Raw genomic sequence first — 20,108 nt, forward strand, 5'->3', positions numbered from 1 at the left:
ATTGCAGCACTGATACTGTGTCTGTGGTGGCACATTCTGCGCATGGCGATTTAGTCAAAATGCGATAGGGTATTGTCAGACCGCTGTGCCGCTCCCAACGCCAATTTATACGAGTTCTGCCATGGTTGAGGAGGTCACTCATGCCCGTTGCACTGACATATCCCGGCGTTTACATCCAGGAAATTCCCAGCGGCAGCCGCTCCATCAGTGGTGCTGCCACATCTATCGCTGCGTTTGTTGGTGGCTTTTCACGAGGGCCGATAAACACGCCCGTGCGCATGTTCCATGTCGGAGATTTTGACACTCATATGGGCGGCGTTCATACCACCAGTGAAACCAGCTATGCAGTGTCGCAATTTTTTACAAATGGGGGCGGTGAGTCCTATGCTGTCCGTGTTGGAGGAGGAACCAATGGCAGCGTGTCGGTCGATAGTTGGAACGGCAACACAACACTGCTTTTTAACGCCGGGCGTCAGTTTCAAGGTGAGCCGGTTGAAGATCCCGGCGCATGGAATAATCACATCCGCATTGATGTCGACTACCTGACCACAGATCCCTCATCACTTTTCAATCTTTCAGTGACCGAAATCAGGCATGTAGATGGTCTCGAAGTGCCCGTGCGAAAAGAGACTTACCGCAATGTGTCTATGGTCGCGACTCATCCTAGGTTTGTGCAAAGTGTTGTCAACGACAACTCGATGATGGTTCAAATTCCGGACTTCGCCGGCACAGATATGCCTGCGCCAACAGGTTATTACTCTGGTACACAGACAGTCGCAAATTACGCCGCAATGGCTGACAACAACACTATGGATATCGATCTAGGCGATGGCACTGTGCGCTCTGTCGTTGTTGACGCGACGACGAAACCGACAACCATCGCTGGTGCTGCGCTCATGCTGCAGAACGCGATTAGAGATACTCATCCAGCGGATCCGCTGTGGGCGCAATGCCAGGTCGTTGCTCGGGGGGACCGAATTGCCGTTTACGCCGGGCGCAACAGCACCGCTTATCGAGCTGGTCACATGGTGTCAATTACCGACACGGCAGGGGACTTTGCAGTGACGACCGCTTTGGAAGGCAGCGCAGAGGCCAACGTTCAGCAATACGCCATGAATACGGCTGCAGCAGCCGGATTTCAGATCGCGCAAACTGCGGGCGCTGATGGTGGTGCTCCGACTGATGCGCAATTGCGGGGTAACCGCAATGCCCGAACCGGTATATACGCACTGGAAGATGTCGATATTTTCAATCTGCTGTTGATACCGGAAGCGTCAGATCTGAACAACGGTAATGTGGCGGACATGTCGACCGTAATTAGCCCTGCGATTGCTTACTGTGAGGAACAGCGTGCATTCATGCTGATTGACCCGCCAGAGAACGTGAACAGTGCGGAAGGAGCGATTGAATGGTTGGATGAAGTCGCTGGGGCAGGGCTTCGTCACCGTAACACAGCCGCTTACTATCCCCGCGTTCAGGTGCCGGATCCCAATAACGACAACCGCTTACGGACTATCGCACCAAGCGGAACTGTCGCTGGCGTCTATGCCCGCCGCGATTCGGAAGCGGGGATTTGGACAGCAGCGGCAGGTATCACTGCCAGCCTTCGCAACGTGATTAGCTTCAACCACAACCTCACCAACAACGAAATTGGCCTGCTCAACCCCATTGGTTTGAACTGCCTGAGAAACGGCGGCATCAGCGGCAATATCGTTTGGGGTGCAAGAACGTTGCGTGGCGCAAATGAGCTCGCCTCCGAATGGACATACGTACCCGTTCGGCGCACGGCGCTCTTCATCGAAGAATCCCTGTTCCGCGGTTTGCAATGGACCCTGTTTATGCCCAATGACGAGCCGCTGTGGTCAGAAATTCGCATCGCGGTGACCAGCTTCATGCAAGGGCTTTTCCGCCAAGGTGCATTTCAGGGAAGCTCACCGGATCAAGCTTTCTTTGTGAAATGCGATGCCGAGACGACCACTCAGGCAGATATCGACGCCGGCGTCGTCAACATACTGGTGGGCATGGCGCCCCTTAAACCTGCGGAATTTGTTGTTGTCAGTTTCCAACTGATGAACAACAGCGGCAGTTAATCTCTCCGCCGATGGCGGTGGCTGTCGGCAACTTCAATGTATGACTCGATAGGTAGCGAGGGGGCGTTATGTCTCAGCTCAATGTGAATGGTCAGCGGGTGGTCCCGTATCCGGGGTACAAATTTATCATCAAAGAAGCCGGTGGTGATGTGCTGGCGGCGGTGCAGAAAGTGTCAGGTCTCAGCCGCACGGTGGAAGTGAATGAATACCGCGCAGGTGGCGACCCATCCCACACCCGTAAGTCTCCTGGGCAGGTGAAATTCGAAGCCATCACCCTTGAACGCGGTGTGACGGAAAATCTCCAGTTCGAACAGTGGGCGAATAAGGTTTGGCGAATTGGGACCGAGCCAGGTGGTGAAGTATCGCTGGCAGACCTCCACAAAAACCTGATTCTGGAAGTGCTGAATGAGGCGGGTCAGAAGGTGCTGAGCTACAGCATTTACCGCTGCTGGGTATCGGAATACAAAGCGCTGCCGGGGTTAGATGCATCCAGCTCTGCGTTCATGATTCAGTCTATCAAACTCGAAAACGAAGGCTGGGAGCGCATGGCGGTGACCACGCCGAAAGAACCCAGTTTTGTTCATCCTGAGCAGTGAGTAGACGCTGATGGCCATGGTGTTGCAAGCATTAAACGATAACCGTCAGGTTGAAGTGTGGGAAGCCGCTTCAGCCCGTCGCGCGCAGGAGCGAGCGGCAATACTGGCGGGTGCTTTTGTGCCGGATTCGTTGAAACCGACATTGCCTGATTGGACAGTGGCAGGTCGCGATCATTTGCTGATGCTTGCTTACCAGCGCCAGTTTGGTGATGCCATAGAAGTTGAAGCCAAATGCGATGAATGCGGTGAGAAAACGCAGCTTTCGTTTACCGTTTCGCAAGTGTTAGGCACCGCGTCCCCTGAACTCTCCAAAGCCTGGGACGCGGTGCACGCTTCACTGGATACAGATGCGTATCTCCCCGTTTATCACAATGTGATTTTTGAAGGGATCCCATGTCGGTTTCGTTTACCCCGCATTGCGGACCTGAACATGCTGGAAAACAGCGAAGTCATGCTGTTTCAGTTTGCACAAAGGGTTATTGAACCCGAGGATTTCCCGCGAATCCGTTCAGCGCTGGCAGATAAAGAGAATGCGCAAGAAGCCTGGGAAATGCTGTTCGAACAGATCGAACAACAGATGTTGGACTCTGAACCTCTTTCCATCGTGTCGCTGAATTCAGCCTGTCCGGATTGCGGCGCCGAAACCTTGCACCAGTTTGATATTGCCAACCAGTTTTGGGCGCAACTCTCCGCCAGTGTTGAGAAGCAGCTGTGGGACGTGCATTTGCTGGCAACGGCCTATGGCTGGTCGAGTCAGGATATTCTCGCCATGAGTCCCGCCCGCCGTCGTCGTCATATTGCGATGATTATTGAGTGAGGAGGGGGAAGAAGATGAGTCGAGGTCTCAGCCAATTTCTTCGCCGAAATGTCTCGGGTGAACAATCGCTTAAACCTGTGGTGCGTTCTTATTATTCCCACGTGAGTGATGATTCTTCGCCCACATCATCTCAATCATTAAGTGACACTGTCACTGAATGGTTGGTACCAGAACCAACGAAAACAAATCCCGAACCGACTCGAAGTGAGCAAAGCGAAGTTTCATCATCAGTGCGACCAGAAAATGCATCCCACACTGACCGGAATCTTGAATATGGTTTTAACAGGGAACTTGCTCCCTCATCCTCCTCAGTTTCTCAAAAGAACGTTGGGAATCGCTCACCCCAAAAGGACTATTCGTCAGACATTGAGGCCGAATTTCCTGACCATAATGCAGAGTCTTCGAGCCAAGAATGGCAGAGAGAAGCGGAAAACAAATCAACGCTTTCCGCTAGACCAAATGCACGATCAAACGATGTAAGCCAACATTCTGTAAGTGCTATGACCCTCACCGATTTGAGAGATTTAGAGCAGGAGTCCTCCTCTGTTGTACCTGAAAACCGTCAGCAACCCGCGAAACGCCGTGACTTCACCAAACAGGTTGCCGCATCCATATTGGGAGACGAAAAAGTGTCGCCCAATACAGAGCGCTTGGCCTCTGTGAGCCCCGTTGAATCCGCGCTCTCTCCAGAAAATGAGGGGAGGCCTCAAGACCGTCTCGAAGTGTCTGTGACCATTGGTCATGTTTCCATCTTGCCAGCACCCAAGGCTCAAGAGAAAAAAGTGCCAAGCTGGAAGCCACCGGTGAGCCTGTCCGACTACCTTCGTGATCGTCAGGAGGGCAAACGATGAGTAGCGCGCTGGCGATAGCAGGTATCACTCAACTTCTTCGTGATTTGTTGAATGATGGTTTGGTCGATCACGATGTGGCAACTGTGGTGAATACCAATGTGCCTGTTCACGCGCTTCCACCCGACCAAATGCTGGCGCAGGAAGAAGATAGTGCACCTGCGCTGAATGTGTTTCTCTACCACACCGAAGTCAACGCTGCCTGGGCAAACCAATGTTTGCCAACCCGAAACAGCGACGGCGATAGAATCAATAACACACCGCTGCCGCTGGATTTGTATTACATCGTGAGTGCGTATAGCACCGCAGATTTGCACAACGATGTATTGCTTGGCTACGCCATGCAAATTCTTCACGAACATCAGGGGTTTACCCGCGCAGAAATTCAAACTGCGCTAAACCCTTCACCCGCGATTGCTGCGGGCCTTCCACCGCTTCTCCAAGCGCTGGCAGACACAGGTTTGGCTGATCAGGCTGAGGCGATTCGTATCGCGCCCCACCCAATGCCCGTGTCGGAAAAATCCGCGTTATGGAGCGCATTGCAAAGTCAGTATCGTCCCTCCGCGACTTACCGCGTATCAACCGTGTTGATGCAAGTTGAACAGGGCACGCGGGAAGCGCTTCCGGTATTGACCATTGGCCCCGGAAATACAGGGCCCGATATCCAGCCAAGTCTGGTTCCGTCAGTTCCCCAACTGGCGCGCATTATCCCTCCCGACTTGCAGCCCAGTGCAAGGTTGGGAGATACCCTGGACACCGAAGGGTTTGCGCTGGATGGCGCGAATCCTCGATTTACGCTCTCGCATATCTCACAGGAGGTGGAACATACAATCAATGCAGAGGCGGGCGGAACAGCACGCGCGCAGTCAGTGACGCTGCCGAATGCTGCAGCCAATTGGGCAGCAGGTATCTATTCACTTTTCTTTACTGCTGACGTTGGTGGTCAACCATTACAATCTAATCAACTTTCCGCCCAAATCGCCCCAGTGATGACCTTGCCGCCCACCAGTGTGGTGCGAAATGGTCAAACTGTGGTTGTCACGTTAAGCGTTACGCCGCATGTTCATCCCGGACAACAAGCCATGATGTGGCTCGGTTCAGAAGGGGCGACGGCGGAATCTGTCGCAGTGGCGACAAACACCCTTGTTTTTATCTTCGGGCCACTGGCTGCAGGCAGTTACCCAGCCAGATTGCGTGTTGATGGTGTCGATAGCTGGTTTATCCTTCGTGACAGACCACCTGTTGCTCCTGACTTTACCCCTCGGGCACCGATTTTCGATCCGACTCAGGTAGTGGTGGTGCCGTAATGTCTGAGTCCATCCAATTTTCTATTTCTGAGCAGCAACAAGCCAAAGAGCTGCAATCTCTTGAGCGCTGGCAGGCGTTGAACAACGCTCATTTAGCCGCCTTGGTAGATTGGGCGTTCAAATTGCTGTCAGACGAAGATAGCACCACATCGTCGGAATCGGTTTCATCCGTAAATGCTCGATTTCGTTCTGAAACTAAAGTGGGCAACCCGAGTTCAATCAATGTCTTGAACGATCAGTTTGGACTGAACGAAAGCGACCAGAGCGTATTGGCCTTGGTGATTGCCGCCGCCCTTGAACCATTGGTGGGAGAGCGTTGCGCGACACTTTCCGGCAACCACTCAACTCAATTTCCGAATGCGATGCTTTGTGTATCACGGATTCCGGAATGTGACTGGAGCAGCTTTTCACCGCATTCCCCACTTCGTTATTGGTTGCTGGTGGAATGGCAGCCGTTAGGTTCTGGCGACGGAGTATTGAGTGCCGATGAGCGGGTGGTGAATTTTGCCCGAGGCCTTAGCTATATCGATGAACGCCTTTCCGTAATGCTTGAGCCTGCCAATTCAGAATCTGCTGCTTCTCTTATGCCATCCCAGCGCCAACAGTTGGATGCCGCATTAAATTACCTTTCTCAAAGCCAGCGCTTCGAAATGAATAATACCTCGACGGTTTTTGAGCTTTTTGGTGATGATGCCTTCGCTAAGCGCACAATGGCGGTCTCTATTTCGACCGAATTAAATATCGGTTTGCAACGCATTAATGCAGCTAATCTACCTTCCCGCGCGAACGATTTAGATGCATTGGCAAGGCTCTGGCTGCGGGAAGCGAGCCTTTTACCCATGCTGCTATTGGTCGAAGAAGCGGACGATGCGCCAAAGCAAAAGCTGGCTGCGCAGTTTGTCGAGAGATTGCGTGGATTGGTGTTGATTGAGACAGGTCGCGCTTCTGCAGCCCTTTCAAGTAGAAGCTTTCCGCTTGAAGTGAAACGCCCCACGGTGCAAGAGCAGGAATCGATTTGGTCAGAGTTGCTTCCGGTTGAAGACAAACAGCTCCCTGCAAGATTGGCCGAACAGTTTTCGATGAGCGAGCCAGACATTTTCCGCTCCGCTTCAGTGGCCGCTGCGCAAAGTGGCTCAGATAGCGACTCAGAATTTGAAAAAGCACTCTGGCAAATCTGCCAACGTGGCGCGTCTACTGAGCTTTCAAAACTCGCCCAACGCATCGAGTGCAAAGCCAGTTGGGAGAATCTGGTGTTACCGGAATCCCAAACCAAGATGTTGGAGCAGCTCGCTTCTCAAGTTGCTCTTCGTAGTCGTGTTTATCAGTCCTGGGGATTTCGTGAACGCATGAGCCGGGGCATGGGCATTAGCGCCATGTTCAGCGGCGAAAGCGGGACAGGGAAAACCATGGCAGCAGAGGTGATTGCTAATACCCTGAACCTCGATCTTTACCGCATCGACCTTGCCAGTGTGATTAGCAAATACATCGGCGAAAGCGAGAAGCAAATGCGCGCCTTATTTCAGGCGGCTGAGCGCTGTGGAGCCATCCTCTTCTTTGATGAAGCTGATGCACTGTTTGGCAAGCGAAGCGAGGTGAAAAACAGCAATGATAGATTCGCCAATATTGGCATCGATGACTTGCTGCAACGGATTGAAATGTTCAACGGATTGGCGATTCTCGCCACCAATCTAAAATCCCAAATCGACAAAGCCTTTATGCGTCGTCTGCGTTTTGTGGTGGATTTTCCTTTCCCTGCACCAGCGGAAAGAGAACGGATCTGGTGTTCTGTTTTCCCACATCAAACACCGTTGGCCGCGGACGTGAACCCAGCTCGGCTTGCGAAGCTGAATCTTACTGGCGGCAGTATCCACAATGTTGCGTTGAATGGTGCGTTTCTCGCGGCGCAACACAATGAATCGGTGTCTATGCGGTGGCTGATGGAAGCCGCCGCGGCAGAGCTTCAAAAGTTGGAACGTCCTATTAAAGCGGGGGACTTAGATTATGGCTGAGTTCTCTTCGCTGACACCGCAAAAATCTCATGCTGAGAAAGCGGCCAATACCCCGCGTAAAGGCTTTGTGATTCAGAAAAAATGCGGTTGTGGAAATGCAGCACCGACAGGAGGCACTTGTTCTGCTTGCGCTGCGAAAGCAGCAGCGAACAGTCCTGTATTGAAAAAGCCTGCTATCAGCACGAGTGCGACTCAGCCTGATGGTGCTATTCCGCAATCTTTAAGAGAGCGTGCGGAACAGACCTTCGGTACTGCGCTGCCGGATGTGAATTTCTACACTGGTGGTACGGCGCAAAACTATGCCCGACAACTCGAAGCAAAGGCATTTACCGCAGGCAATGATGTCTATTTCGGTAGCGGATTCTATCGGCCTGATACACCGGAAGGCTTACGTTTGATCGGGCATGAGCTGACGCATGTGGTGCAGCAGCGCCGCGGGCTTGCGTTCTCGAAACTTCAGGGCGCGGGTGACACTTACGAGCAGGAGGCTGATCGGGGCGGTGACGCATTCGCTGCGGGTAAGCGCTTCAGTGTGTCGTCACCGCAAGGCTCGATCGGACGTTTCCCACAAAGGATGGGGGCGGCAGAATCTGCGGAAGTCGTGGGCTCGGAATCACCTTCCCACGACCTTGAATTTCTCGGCGAGATGATGGAACAGTCCGAGGTTGAAAGCCTGTTTACAGATTTGCAGTCGCTGGAGACTCCAGAGAGCAAGCTCTATCTCATCCCAGAATCTGCGGTGGAATCTTTTGGCGATAACCGACCGCAGCCTTCGGCACCCATTCCTCAAGCTAAGTTGTTGGATGGCGTATCACGACGGGGAAGACTTCCAGTAATCCAGCGGGAAACCGTAGCGGGATGTGACGTGCCGACCATGACAATGGGTCAGATTGGTGTCGCTGCACACCGTCAGATTGGCGGGTTCTGTGGTGCACTTCACCAAGCGATTTCTCCCACGACACCTTGTTTGGGAAATGGTCACCCCGGTTTTCAGATTCCCGGTTCAACGCGACCTGATATGGTCAAGCAATGGCCTCAAGGGCCTTATATTGATGAAGTTGGGGAAATCAAGCCTGCTTCTTGGTTAAACAGTCGTCGGGGTGATGCCGAAGCACAGTTGAACCGGGATATAGCCAATTACCAGCGGATCATTGGCCCTGCCACGACCATGTGGTCTTACGCCTTTCCGACCATGCCCTTCTTAGCGAACCCTTTGCAGAATATTGATGTTTGGCCTGCCATCGGCGGTTCTGCTTCCAATGGTGTTTATTACTATCGCTGCCGGAACACACGCAGAAGAAGAGCCCCGCGCAGCGTGCGAATCCGGGTTCGGTTTCCGGTTCCAGTGTTGCTACCTCGCACTGTGCCTAGGGTTGTCCCGCAGCCAAATCCACAGCCTGTGGAGCCGCCTTCAGAGCCTTGGCGTATGCCAGAGCTTCCTGAAATGCCGGATTTGCGTCCAGCCGTTAAACCTGTCGTTGCAGGGGCTGCTGCCGTTGGCATTGGTTATCTCATTTATCGCGGTGTTCGGATGATCCCATCATTAGCGCCACCGCTTTGGTGGACCATTCCGGGCAACCTCGCGGTGCCGTAGGAGGATGAATGAAAATCACGATTAGGTTCGATCTAATCGATATCGCTGAAAACGCCTCCTATCGCGAAATTTATCGCGTGATGTCTGACGTCGTCCGGGAAAACTGGCCGGGTATGACCTCCGTTTCATCAGAGCATCAAAGGCTGGCACAGCAGCAAGTGGCGGTTTCAGCGGCAAGGCACCTAGCCCGGACTGTTGCGGCCAGGAGGGCGCGCTAAATGCTGTCTTCCCAACCTAACTACTTCAAAGCCGGAATTGTGCTGTTGGATCCACAAAGCGCGAAGCCAATGAGCGCCATTCCTTTGCTGATTAATCCAGACTCACTCAATACCCATTTTGAGGTGAAATCGCCATCGACCTCTGAAACCCGCAGTGAGCAACTTCGTCTGAATGGCCCGCCAAAAGAAACCATTACGTTTGATGCCATTCTCGATGCGACAGATGCCATGTCACGGGGTGACGAGGATGCAGTGAAATACGGAATAGGGCATTACATCGCTGCGCTTCGCAGCCTGATCTCACCAACCAAACGCCAGCTTTTAGACAATGACACGCTGGCGCGACAAGGCAAGCTCACTATTATTCCGATGACCCAGCCTCTGCCTGTTTTCAGTTGGGGATTGCGTCGAAGAATGCCTGTTAAAGTCGGTAGTCTTTCTGTGGCAGAAGAGTTTTTCAGCGCGCAGTTAAATCCTATCCGCGCCAAAGCCAGCCTTTCACTGCAAGTGTTGTCGGTCGATGATTTAGGCTTTGACCATCCTGCTTCGTCGCTCTTCCTGCATTACCTTGATGGCATCGAGAAGCAAGCAGCGAAAGTCATCAAACCAGCAGTAGATGGATGATTAGGGGCGAATAGCATGACTGATCTTACCCAGTACCTTCTCAGTAACACCGACGAAACCGCAGACTTTGCGCCAAACAGTCGTTATGCGGGTGCGCCTTTAAAAGTGATGATGGACAGCAATGGCATCGAGAGAGTCTTTGTCAGTCGCCGATTTGTTCCAGAGCCTGCGGCGGAAGGTAACGCACCCATGCTTTTGGTCAGAGAAGGAGACAGGTTGGATTTGCTGGGGGCAGCGTATTACGCTGAGCCATCGCGTTGGTGGCACATTGCCGACGCCAACCTGGAAGCTCATCCCGGTGATTTGTTGGCGACACCGGGACGGAAAATCGCCCTTTCTTCGGGCGATGGGGAGGGCTGATGTCTGATGTTGTCATGAGCCTTTACATTGGCCCTGTTGCGCCGGTTCCGGTTTCAAAAGCGGTTATTAACGCCTTTGTTTCCTGTGAAGTGCAATCCAAAACCGAGGGGTCTTCTGGTTTTCAGTTGGTGTTTGAGATCGACAATAATTCGCCGCTGCACACTATCTTTATGCTTGCCAGCAACAATCCCATCCCGTTGGTGCGCACCGTGATTACGGTAGAAATGCACGGCAAGCAGAGTGTGTTGATGGACGGTGTGATCACCCAACACAATGTCAGCCCTACCAGCGCTCCGGGTGTATCTCGGGTCACGGTGACCGGAAGTGATTTGACGCATGTGCTCAGCTATCTCGATTTCAGCTTTATGCGCTTTCCTGCCATGCCCGATTTTGCCCGAATCAACTTGGTACTGGCGAAGTATGCGTTCCTTGGGCTGGTCCCAAAAGTTATCCCCTCTGTGTTGATTGATGTGCCAGTGCCGACAGACCGCATACCTACTCAGCAGGGAACCGATCTCGCCTATATCCAATCGTTGGCCGATCGCGTGGGGTATGTGTTCTATACAGAAACCACGGATACCGTGGGTGTGTCTGTCGCGTATTGGGGGCCGGATGTTCGTATCGGGAAAGTGCAGAAACCGCTCAATGACGACTTGGATGCCAACCGTAATGTGACCTCGCTGTCTGGCTCATATGACGCGCAGGAAGCTTACATTCCGCTGATCACTATTCAGAATCCTCAGACCAAAATGCCACTGACGATTCCTGTGCCAGATTTCAATCCACTTAATCCGCCACTGGGCTTGATTCGCCCCATCACTTTAAAGACCAAAAACATCTATGAAACCGCTAAATACTCGCCGGTTCAGGCGGCCATGATCGGCATGGCGAAAGCGGCCCAATCTGCGGTTCGTATGTTGAAAATGACAGGCTCGTTGGACGTGCTGGCTTACGGTTCTTTGTTGATGGCTAGGCGCTTGGTGTATGTGCGAGGTTCGAGCCCAGCGTTCAATGGCATTCACTATGTGGAATCTGTTACCACCACCTTTAAGGAAGGCGAATTGAAGCAGGATTTTCAATTGAGTAGGGACGGTTTGCTGTCGACCGTTAACAGGGTGTCCGTATGACAACACCTCTTTACGGTAAATTCCGCGGCACCGTGGTCAACAATGTCGACCCAATGCAGCAAGGGCGGATCCTCGCCACGGTTCCCAGCGTGTCAGGCATGGTTCCCGGAAGCTGGTGTATGCCTTGTCTGCCTGTTTTGGGTTTGAACTCAGGGATTTTCTCGGTCCCACCTATTGGTGCAGGTGTATGGATCGAGTTTGAACAAGGGAATGTGGATTACCCCATCTGGACGGGATGTTTTGCAGGTTCGCCTTCGGATGTGCCGACGTTGGCGAGAACCGCGGTGCCACCCATTTCTGCCATCACGCTGCAAACCATGGCGAAGAACGGCATCGTGATTTGCGATATCGGCGGGCCAATGGGCATGGGTGGTATCACGCTGCAAACAGCAACAGGGGCAACGCTGTCAGTGACTGACGCGGGCATTTTCATCAACAACGGCAAAGGGGCGCAGATATCTATGGTGGGACCAACCGTGGATATCAATAACGGCGCGTTAACCATCACCTAAGAGGAATGCAGCAATGCCAGGAGCGATTCTTCATATTGGTGCCACAGTCACCTGCGCCCATGGTGGGCAGGCGACACCCACGGTGCCTAATCCAAGGGTGATGGTGTCGGGACAACCTACTGTGCTGCAAACCTCACCTTATGCCGTCGCCGGTTGTGCCATGCCACCGCCGAACGCTGGCAATGGTCCTTGTGTTATAGGGCAGTGGCTGTCGGGTTCGGTGCGCGTGTTGTCATTGGGGCAGCCTTTCGCGTTGCAAACGGGACAATCTGTTTGTGCACCGACTGGCACGCCTTTGCTCCCATCCGTGGTTCAACCGCGTGTACTGGCGACCTAAGTGAGTGAATCCTTATGGCTTATCCCGATTTTCCTTATCGCATTGATACCCAGGGCCGGACAGCGACCACGACTCGGCTGGATGTCATTCGCGATCGTATCGAGCAGGTGCTTTTCACTGAGCCAGGCGAGCGAGTGATGATGCCAATATTCGGGTGCGGGCTGAACCGCCTTCTTTTCGCGGGTGTCAGCGAAGCGGTTATTGAGAATACACGGAGTCTGGTGGCGACCTCGCTGCAAACCTGGATGCAGGACGATATCGATCTTTCTGAGGTAGATGTTTATTTCGACAATGGCGCGCTTTTCATCAATGTTGCCTACATTGTTCTTCCTACCGGAGAGTCACAACAGGCCACGTTTGAGCGTGAGGTGTCAGCATGATCTATTTTTGCTGCGACCTACGCCGACGTGAGGCAGTGCGCCAGTCAGATTTGAATGGCATCGATTTCGTTGAAGTCATCGATCGTGAAGCGGCGCTGGAAACTGATCGCCAACGGTTTCTTCATCTGTATTTGGTCAATGATCCCGGTGCGTTTGTTTACACCGTCGATAACATTCGCATTGAAGGGCCGAATGCCATTGAAATAGTCAATGTAACGATGGGGCTGGACGGACAAACCAATGTATTGGTGATTGAAGTCGCCGAGCCTGGAGATTTCTCGCCTTACACCATCAACATTGTCACCAGCGCATTAAATCCGTTGCCACCACCAGAAATAGATCCTGCGCTGGCATCTGTTGGCTTCTCTTTCAAAGTCGAATGCCCTTCGCCATTCGACTGTCAAAGCAGTTGTGATTGCCCTGAACCAGAAACCCTTGATACAGAGATAGATTACACGGCGAGAGATTTCTATTCCTTCCGCCGCATGATGCTCGACAGGCTTTCAGTGACGGCGCCAGCCGCTGCGACCGGACACCCCGCAGACCTCTCTACTGCGCTGGTGGAAGTGCTGGCCTATACCGCGGACCAACTGGCTTACCAACAAGATGCCGCCACAACGGAAGCCTATCTCAATAAAGCACGCTCTCGGATTTCGCTCAAACGCATGACACGGCTGGTGGATTACAGCGTGGATGAAGGCTGTAATGCCCGCTGTTTTTGTCACTTTGCCGTGTCGGCAGATGTACATCCTATTGCCCCCACCACCTTAGTCATTCCCCGAGGCAGCGCGGTGTGCACCCAACTGAGTGAGCAACCCAGAACCTTCGCGAGAGACGACGCCTTACTGGCGCAAAGTGGTGCAGTGTATGAAACCTGCCATGATGTACCTGCGCTTTTTTCCCTCCATAACGAAATCACTTTTTATACCTGGAGTGATGCACGTTGCTACCTACCAAAAGGCGCTGTAAGTGCCACTTTAGATGGCCACTTCCCTGATTTAGAAGCGGGCATGTATCTGGCGTTTGAAGAAGTGATGGGGGCACGAAGTGGCAGTCAGGCTGACCGACAACTGTCGCAACGCCAGGTGGTTCTACTGACACAAGTGCAGGCATTTGATGCAGATGGTGAACCACTCCTCGATCCGGTAACGGAATTGCCTATCACAGAGATTGTATGGCATGGCGCTGATGCCTTGCGTTTCCCAATGTGTATCTCGTCAGAAACATCCATGGAGGAAGGACGCCGATTTCTTGAACCCGTCACCGTTGCCCGTGGCAATATGGTGCTGGTGGATCACGGTCAAACGATCTCTGGCGAGCGCTTACCAGAAGTGCCACTGCCAACGCTGAGTTGGGCGCCGGGGCAGGGCATGCAAGTTGATAGTGCGAAAGGAGCAAGCTGTACAGAAGCCAATTGCGAACAGGAACAGGCTGAAGCCATCACCCCAAGATACCAGCCGACTCTCGCCAATCGTCCACTGACGTTTTCCCCTGGCTATACGCAAGGCGCGCCCGCGACGGAGCTTTTGAAAACACCTTCACCCAGCGAAACATTCGCCAGTGTCTCTCTTGATGCTGATGATGGCGTGGAAGTGCGTCCTTATCATGTCGTCAGGGATATGCTCGCAGCAGACGATTCGTCCTTGGTATTTACGACGGAAATCGAGCGGGATGGCGTGGTTTCATTACGATTTGGTGACAACGTCTACGGTCGTCGCCCTTTGCCTGAAACCCAGTTTGCAGCCACCTATCGGGTAGGAATCGGCTCTGCTGGTCATATCGGCGCAGACAAGCTCTATCATCTCGCTTTGCCTATTTCAGAAGTAACGGAAGTGCGCAATATCACGCCCGGTGAAGGAGGGCGAGACCCAGAAACCAATGCGCAAATCAGAAAACGTGCGCCTTTCCTGTTCAAAACACAAGAGCGGGCAGTCACGCGGGATGACTATCAAACGCTGGGTCGACGGGTGGCCGGTATTCAGGACGTCAGTTGTGCCTACATCCATACGGGCAGCTGGATGACGACCTTTGCCTTGCCCGATCCGGAAGATAGGGTAGAAGTGTCTGACACATTGCGAACCACGCTTCGTGACCATTACGAAAAATTCCGCCTCACCGCCCATGATGTGGAAGTGTCGTCACCGGTTTATGTTCCCCTTGAAGTAACGCTTCATGTTTGTGTTGCGCCGAATGCGTCAAAATCCCATGTTCGCCAGCGCCTGTTGAAACTCTTCTCGTCAAACCGTTTGCCTGATGGCGCTTTAGGTTTATTACACCCAAATCGGTTCCGTGCTGGAGAAACCCTTCATCTCTCACCTTGGTTGGCTGCCGCTCAGAATGTAGAAGGAGTGATAGCAGCCAAAGTGACAAGGTTCCGCCGTTTTGGGGACCCAAGAACCAGTGGGTTGGTAGACAGAAAGCTCGAATTCGGCCGCACGGAAATCGCACGGATCGACAACGACATCAGTCATCCGGGCAATGGCGTGTTCCTTCTCGATATGGATGGAGGGCGTTGATATGGCAAACCATGAATCCCATTGTGGCGCTTGCAGCGGCATTGAGGTGCTGACACCGAAAGCACCACAAAATACCCAAGGTTTATTCCGAATCGGTTATCGAAGCGGCGAATATCACGATTTTTACGCCAGCATGACCGCGAGACTCTCTTCTGCCCAACATGGCGCTTTGGGTGTGCTGACTTCCCGCGATTCTGGCGATTTTTCGTTGGCACTCATTGATGCCTGGGCTGCCAGCTGTGATGTGCTGACTTTCTACAACGAAATGTGGTTAAACGAAGCCTACGTTAATACCGCGATGGAAACCGGATCGTTGCATGAAATGGCGATGCTGATTGACTATACGCCTCATCCTGGCGCAGCAGCCACAGCAGATCTGGCTTTCACCATCGCTGCGGGTGAAGGAATACCGGAAGAAATCACAGTGCCAGCAGGCACCAAAGTGCAGAGTACGCCAGGGCAGGACGAGAAGCCTGTTATCTACGAAACGCTGGAAGACCTGAAAGCGCGGGCAGCTTGGAATGCGATGCGCCCTAAGCTCACTGCGCCTCATCCATTAACCGCATCCACGACCCGTATTCCATTGCCGGGGACCAATCTCAATTTGAAACCGGGCGACGCCGTGTTTTTTGTCTCCGACGATGAGCAGCAGGTCTTTGCCACCATCAACGCGGTGACGCCTGTGTTGGCAGACATTGCCACAGACCCAGATGCGAAAGATCTTACCTGGTTGGACATATCGCCAGTCGGTGAAGAGCCACTAGTCACCACACATTCCGGTGCGACGGGTACCATCACCACAGTATTTGCTGCCGAAGCGGGAGGATATGTTGATAAAGCCATCAACGGAAAAGAGCTTCGCACCGTGCTGATGGAAGAAAAAACCAGTGAAAAAGCCTTCTTTTCTGCGTTGGCTGCGCAATCTAAAAGCGTCAGGCAGGTTCAGGTATTCCGTACCAAAGCGGCGATTTTCGGTCACGCTGCGCCGCCACTCGATACGCTCCACTATTCGTTGACGGGGACATCGCCTGTTTTCAAGAAAAGTGGCAGTGATGTGATTGTAGAGGACGTTGTTTCTGGCCCTTACGCCGGGTTGGAAGATGCTCAGTGGGCGGATGGCGAACTGGAGGTGATGGATGAAAACGCCAATCGTGTTTATCTGGAACGTGCGGTGTCTGAAATCAGCAAAGGCAGCACGGTTGTTCTGAAAGACGGTAATAAATGGTCGCGTTATAACGTGACAGACACGGCCGAAACCTCTGCTTCATTCTTTTCTGTCACGGGTAAAAGCTCGCGTTTAACCCTAAACAATGATGATCACTTTGATGATCTATCCATCCGTGGAACCACGTGTTTTGGTGCCAGCGAATGGATTGATATTGCTGAACCACCTATCACTGAGCCAATAGATGAAAACAGTATTTCGTTGGAGCTGAACAGTCTGTTTACTGCAGAAGAAGGGCGAAAAGTTATTCTGAAGGGTCAAGCGGATGGGTTCGGGGAAGAGCCTGTAGTGACAACACAGATCGTTCAATCTATTACGCATCAGAACAACACTTCTACGCTAACGTTTTCCGCGCCGATTGGCGTTGCCTATTTACCACAAAGCTTGCGCATCCACGCTAACGTTGCCGAAGCAACACAAGGTGAGTCGGTGGCAGAAGTGCTGGGCGATGGCAGTGCGACGCCGCATCTTGCCTTCAATGCCAAACAAACGCCCCAAACCTTTGTGCCAGCAGCAACGGCGACAGGCGTGAAACCAACGATGGAAATCCGCGTTAACAAGATCCTTTGGAAGCAAGTGCCGCACTTCCTCGATGCTTCACCAACCGATCGTGTTTACACGTTACGCATCGATGAAAACGGCTACAGCCATGTGGCGTTTGGTGATGGCGTGAAGGGGGCGATGCCGGGCAAAGGGCAACAAAATATCCGGGCCAGTTACCGTAAAACCTTGGGTCTGGAAGGCAGGGTGAAAGCAGGGCAACTTAATCTACTCATGTCCCAGCCCTTGGGTTTGCAGGGCGTAAACAATTTACTTGATGCGGAAGGTGGGGCTGACCCTGAAAGCTTCGATGAAATCCGCGTCAGTGCGCCGCTTTCCTGTCGAACCCTGGGACGTGTGGTTTCCCTGACAGACTACGCCGATTTTTCCCGCGCTTATGGCGGCATTGCCAAGGCGACATCGCAATGGCTCCATCTGAGCAGTGGGCCTCAAGTCGTGGTCACCGTGGCGGCAGAAGAAGGCGCTCAAGTGCCTGAAGGTGGCGATTTACATGAGGCGTTGACGGAAGCCTTGGTGGCGGCTGGTGATCCATTTGCCCGTTTTGTCTTGCGCAGTTTCAGGCAAACGTTTTTCCGCCTAGGCATCAAAATCAAAGTCAACGAAGACTATCTTGCTGATGATGTGATTTCCCGTGCGGAAAGCCAGCTTCGGGACTCGTTTTCCTTTGAAGCTCGCGATTTCGGCCAACCGGTTTTTGCCAGTGAAGTGATTGCTTTGCTCCACAAAGTAGATGGCATAGATGCAGTGGTGGTTGACAGACTCTACACCGGAAACACGCCGACACGTCATGACGCTATTGCCGCTCCCGTTGCCGAAATAGTCTCGGGGGAAGTCGTAGGTGCCACGATATTAAGCCTACACCCTGAAGCGCTTGATTTTATGGAGGCCAGCTTATGAGTAGCTTGTCACCGGAATCCTTATACAATCTCTTGCCCGAGGTTTACCGTCGGCGTGATGAAGAGCAGGGCTTCCCGCTCAAAGCGCTGGTGGAAATATTGGCTGAGCAGGCAGCGATCGTGAAGCATGATATCGACGGGCTTTACGATAACCAGTTCATAGAAACCTGTGACGAGTGGGCAGCACCATATCTGGGCGAGTTGGTGGGTTATCGGTATGGTCCGGAGATCCCTGGTGTCAGCCAACGGGCATCTGCTGCCAATCAGATTCGCATCACCCGTCGTCGCGGTGTTGCCTTGGCGTTAGAGCAACTGGCGACAGATACCACACGCTATCCGGCCAGAGTGGTGGAATTCTTCCGCTTGCTGTCGAGACCTGAGCATTTGGCAGCACCTCGTCCAAACAATCACTACACCTTGGATGTGAGAAACGGCGCCAAGTGCGAATCCATTGGCACAGCATTTGATTCTACCAGCTATAGCACCGCAGTGGGGCGAATCAGTCAGGGTGAAGGGCAACATCATTTCCGGAATGTCGGTGTATTCATGTGGCGTCTCGTTCATCATCGTCAATCCATTGTGCCTGCTTATCAGGTGGATGCGCGGCGCTACCTGTTTAATCCGCTGGGGTGCAATACTCAGTTGTTCAATCAGCCAATCCCAGAGCCAAATATCAATCATCTCGCCGAAGAAGGGAACCTGCCTGTGGCGCTAAAACGAACAAGCATTGCAGGTTCGCGTTTGGCAACTTTTTATCCTCATGCTTTTGCGGTGGTGATTGACGGAATTTTGCAGACGGCTGATCAACTCCAAATCTGCAATTTGAGTGATGACGGCGCAGGCTGGGCGCACTCACCTGTCGCCCGTATTTCCGTTGATCCTGAGTTAGGCAGGCTATCACTTCCGACCTCGATACCCGTGCCGGATACCGTCGAAGTGAACTATCACTATGGCGCAGCCGCCGATATTGGTGGAGGGGCTTACCCTCGCGGTGAAGGCTTTATTGTCTTCAATACGCCATCCCAAGAGATTGGTGAAGGCGAAGCCATTCAGCCTGCGCTGGATCTGATTCAAAACGGTGGCGTAGCGGAAATCGGTGTTTCCCATGTGTTCACCGAAGCGCTTAATGTATCGGTCAATGCCGACCAAACATTGTCCCTGCGTGCGGCTGACGGTCATCGCGCCTTTGTTGATCTTGATGGCGATGACATGACGCTGATTGGCGGTGAAGAAGCAGAGATCGTCCTTGATGGATTGGTAGTGACAGGTGGTCGTTTGCTGCTCCCCGATACTGGCGACAACGCACTTCGCCGTTTGGTGCTGCGCAATGTCACGCTTGTGCCGGGGCTTTCGCTGGACATTAACGGAGAGCCGACTTCACCAGAGCAGCCTTCGCTGGTGGTTGGAATTCCCAATGTGACTGTTGAAATTGAACGTTCCGTTCTCGGCGGAATTCGCAGTGTCGAAGGCGCTGCTGTCACGATAAAAGACAGCATTCTGGACGCCACATCCAATTCGCGAACCGCTTTCGCTTCGCTTGATGGTGCCAGTCATGGCGGTGTGCTGACACTTTGTGAAGCCACTGTGATTGGCAAAATAGGTGCCCGCTCATTCCCCCTGATTTCCAACAGTATTCTGGAAGCGGCGTTAGTGGAAGGTGACGATTGGACAGCGCCAGTCTGGGCACTTCAACGACAGACGGGCTGTGCGAGATTTTCCTTTATTCCGCCAGATTCGCGAGTGCCACGTCAGCATCGTTGCCAGCCACAGTTTGCAGCATCAAAAGCAGTGGAGGCAGCAGAAGCAAGAAACCCTGCGCTTTCCGACTCGGCGAGAACCCATATTATTCGCGGTGTTCGCGCACGCGTTGTGCCTGCGTTTACATCAACCCGATACAACGACCCTGCCTATGGTCAATTGTTGCTTTCTGCTCCTGAGGAAATTCGACGTGGCGCGGACAGTGGCAGTGAAATGGGCGTTTATCACCACCTCTATCACCCGCAGCGGCACGATGCTTTGCTGTTTCGTCTCAATGAATTTCTACCCATCGGCCTTGATGCGGGCTTGATCTATGTGACCTGAGGAGGAACT

General features: G+C 52.9%; 17 protein-coding genes. All 17 read left to right on the forward strand.

The window, feature by feature from the left end; all coding sequences use genetic code 11:
• Positions 1-140: 140 nt before the first annotated feature.
• The 17 genes from VP504_RS22670 to VP504_RS22750 all read left to right on the forward strand — a co-directional run bounded on the left by VP504_RS22670 (position 141) and on the right by VP504_RS22750 (position 20,099).
• Positions 141-2,090, forward strand: a complete 1,950-nt coding sequence (locus VP504_RS22670; protein ID WP_325894315.1) for a phage tail sheath C-terminal domain-containing protein — start codon at positions 141-143, stop codon at positions 2,088-2,090.
• A 68-nt stretch (positions 2,091-2,158) separates the two neighbouring features.
• Positions 2,159-2,686 carry a phage tail protein gene (locus VP504_RS22675; RefSeq protein ID WP_046303131.1) on the forward strand — a complete coding sequence of 176 codons (528 nt, stop codon included), beginning with the start codon at positions 2,159-2,161 and terminating at the stop codon, positions 2,684-2,686.
• A 10-nt stretch (positions 2,687-2,696) separates the two neighbouring features.
• Positions 2,697-3,503 (forward strand): T4 family baseplate hub assembly chaperone, encoded by an 807-nt coding sequence (locus tag VP504_RS22680; protein WP_325894316.1) that lies wholly within the window; start codon positions 2,697-2,699, stop codon positions 3,501-3,503.
• A 500-nt stretch (positions 3,504-4,003) separates the two neighbouring features.
• The gene (locus tag VP504_RS22685) at positions 4,004-4,354 is read left to right on the forward strand and encodes a hypothetical protein (protein ID WP_325894317.1); all 351 of its coding nucleotides are present in this window, start codon (positions 4,004-4,006) and stop codon (positions 4,352-4,354) included.
• Positions 4,351-5,658: a DUF4255 domain-containing protein gene (locus VP504_RS22690; RefSeq protein ID WP_325894318.1), complete on the forward strand. Its 1,308-nt coding sequence runs from the start codon at positions 4,351-4,353 to the stop codon at positions 5,656-5,658. Before VP504_RS22685 ends, VP504_RS22690 begins: the two co-directional genes overlap by 4 nt.
• On the forward strand, positions 5,658-7,667 hold the full coding sequence (locus tag VP504_RS22695) for an ATP-binding protein (RefSeq protein WP_325894319.1): 2,010 nt from the start codon (positions 5,658-5,660) through the stop codon (positions 7,665-7,667). Before VP504_RS22690 ends, VP504_RS22695 begins: the two co-directional genes overlap by 1 nt.
• Positions 7,660-9,261 carry an eCIS core domain-containing protein gene (locus VP504_RS22700; RefSeq protein WP_325894320.1) on the forward strand — a complete coding sequence of 534 codons (1,602 nt, stop codon included), beginning with the start codon at positions 7,660-7,662 and terminating at the stop codon, positions 9,259-9,261. The genes VP504_RS22695 and VP504_RS22700 overlap by 8 nt, the downstream gene beginning before the upstream one ends.
• An 8-nt stretch (positions 9,262-9,269) precedes the next feature.
• Entirely contained in the window at positions 9,270-9,479 is a 210-nt protein-coding gene (locus VP504_RS22705) for a hypothetical protein (protein WP_325894321.1), read from the forward strand.
• A complete protein-coding gene (locus VP504_RS22710; RefSeq protein WP_325894322.1) occupies positions 9,480-10,103 on the forward strand; it encodes a CIS tube protein in 624 nt (207 codons plus the stop codon). It abuts the gene before it with no gap.
• 15 nt (positions 10,104-10,118) lie between these two features.
• A complete protein-coding gene (locus tag VP504_RS22715) occupies positions 10,119-10,463 on the forward strand; it encodes a LysM domain-containing protein (protein ID WP_325894323.1) in 345 nt (114 codons plus the stop codon).
• Complete coding sequence (locus VP504_RS22720; protein WP_325894324.1) at positions 10,463-11,590, forward strand: hypothetical protein; 1,128 nt, start codon at positions 10,463-10,465, stop codon at positions 11,588-11,590. Before VP504_RS22715 ends, VP504_RS22720 begins: the two co-directional genes overlap by 1 nt.
• A complete protein-coding gene (locus tag VP504_RS22725) occupies positions 11,587-12,102 on the forward strand; it encodes a phage baseplate assembly protein V (RefSeq protein WP_325894325.1) in 516 nt (171 codons plus the stop codon). The genes VP504_RS22720 and VP504_RS22725 overlap by 4 nt, the downstream gene beginning before the upstream one ends.
• Before the next feature lie 13 nt (positions 12,103-12,115).
• Positions 12,116-12,439: a hypothetical protein gene (locus VP504_RS22730; RefSeq protein WP_325894326.1), complete on the forward strand. Its 324-nt coding sequence runs from the start codon at positions 12,116-12,118 to the stop codon at positions 12,437-12,439.
• Positions 12,440-12,453: 14 nt separating this feature from the next.
• The gene (locus VP504_RS22735) at positions 12,454-12,819 is read left to right on the forward strand and encodes a GPW/gp25 family protein (RefSeq protein WP_325894327.1); all 366 of its coding nucleotides are present in this window, start codon (positions 12,454-12,456) and stop codon (positions 12,817-12,819) included.
• Positions 12,816-15,335, forward strand: a complete 2,520-nt coding sequence (locus VP504_RS22740) for a baseplate J/gp47 family protein (protein WP_325894328.1) — start codon at positions 12,816-12,818, stop codon at positions 15,333-15,335. Before VP504_RS22735 ends, VP504_RS22740 begins: the two co-directional genes overlap by 4 nt.
• A 1-nt stretch (position 15,336) precedes the next feature.
• Entirely contained in the window at positions 15,337-18,018 is a 2,682-nt protein-coding gene (locus tag VP504_RS22745; RefSeq protein WP_325894329.1) for a hypothetical protein, read from the forward strand.
• Complete coding sequence (locus VP504_RS22750) at positions 18,015-20,099, forward strand: hypothetical protein (RefSeq protein ID WP_325894330.1); 2,085 nt, start codon at positions 18,015-18,017, stop codon at positions 20,097-20,099. Before VP504_RS22745 ends, VP504_RS22750 begins: the two co-directional genes overlap by 4 nt.
• Positions 20,100-20,108 lie beyond the last annotated feature (9 nt).

It is taken from the genome of Grimontia sp. NTOU-MAR1 (assembly GCF_035758505.1).
GTDB classification, from domain to species: Bacteria; Pseudomonadota; Gammaproteobacteria; order Enterobacterales; family Vibrionaceae; genus Enterovibrio; species Enterovibrio marinus.

What these genes read in the sequence shown, in the direction of transcription:
- VP504_RS22670 (WP_325894315.1), top strand. Translation starts at nt 141, where the DNA reads ATGCCCGTTGCACTGACATATCCCGGCGTTTACATCCAGGAAATTCCC.
- VP504_RS22675 (WP_046303131.1), top strand. Translation starts at nt 2,159, where the DNA reads ATGTCTCAGCTCAATGTGAATGGTCAGCGGGTGGTCCCGTATCCGGGG.
- VP504_RS22680 (WP_325894316.1), top strand. Translation starts at nt 2,697, where the DNA reads ATGGCCATGGTGTTGCAAGCATTAAACGATAACCGTCAGGTTGAAGTG.
- VP504_RS22685 (WP_325894317.1), top strand. Translation starts at nt 4,004, where the DNA reads ATGACCCTCACCGATTTGAGAGATTTAGAGCAGGAGTCCTCCTCTGTT.
- VP504_RS22690 (WP_325894318.1), top strand. Translation starts at nt 4,351, where the DNA reads ATGAGTAGCGCGCTGGCGATAGCAGGTATCACTCAACTTCTTCGTGAT.
- VP504_RS22695 (WP_325894319.1), top strand. Translation starts at nt 5,658, where the DNA reads ATGTCTGAGTCCATCCAATTTTCTATTTCTGAGCAGCAACAAGCCAAA.
- VP504_RS22700 (WP_325894320.1), top strand. Translation starts at nt 7,660, where the DNA reads ATGGCTGAGTTCTCTTCGCTGACACCGCAAAAATCTCATGCTGAGAAA.
- VP504_RS22705 (WP_325894321.1), top strand. Translation starts at nt 9,270, where the DNA reads ATGAAAATCACGATTAGGTTCGATCTAATCGATATCGCTGAAAACGCC.
- VP504_RS22710 (WP_325894322.1), top strand. Translation starts at nt 9,480, where the DNA reads ATGCTGTCTTCCCAACCTAACTACTTCAAAGCCGGAATTGTGCTGTTG.
- VP504_RS22715 (WP_325894323.1), top strand. Translation starts at nt 10,119, where the DNA reads ATGACTGATCTTACCCAGTACCTTCTCAGTAACACCGACGAAACCGCA.
- VP504_RS22720 (WP_325894324.1), top strand. Translation starts at nt 10,463, where the DNA reads ATGTCTGATGTTGTCATGAGCCTTTACATTGGCCCTGTTGCGCCGGTT.
- VP504_RS22725 (WP_325894325.1), top strand. Translation starts at nt 11,587, where the DNA reads ATGACAACACCTCTTTACGGTAAATTCCGCGGCACCGTGGTCAACAAT.
- VP504_RS22730 (WP_325894326.1), top strand. Translation starts at nt 12,116, where the DNA reads ATGCCAGGAGCGATTCTTCATATTGGTGCCACAGTCACCTGCGCCCAT.
- VP504_RS22735 (WP_325894327.1), top strand. Translation starts at nt 12,454, where the DNA reads ATGGCTTATCCCGATTTTCCTTATCGCATTGATACCCAGGGCCGGACA.
- VP504_RS22740 (WP_325894328.1), top strand. Translation starts at nt 12,816, where the DNA reads ATGATCTATTTTTGCTGCGACCTACGCCGACGTGAGGCAGTGCGCCAG.
- VP504_RS22745 (WP_325894329.1), top strand. Translation starts at nt 15,337, where the DNA reads ATGGCAAACCATGAATCCCATTGTGGCGCTTGCAGCGGCATTGAGGTG.
- VP504_RS22750 (WP_325894330.1), top strand. Translation starts at nt 18,015, where the DNA reads ATGAGTAGCTTGTCACCGGAATCCTTATACAATCTCTTGCCCGAGGTT.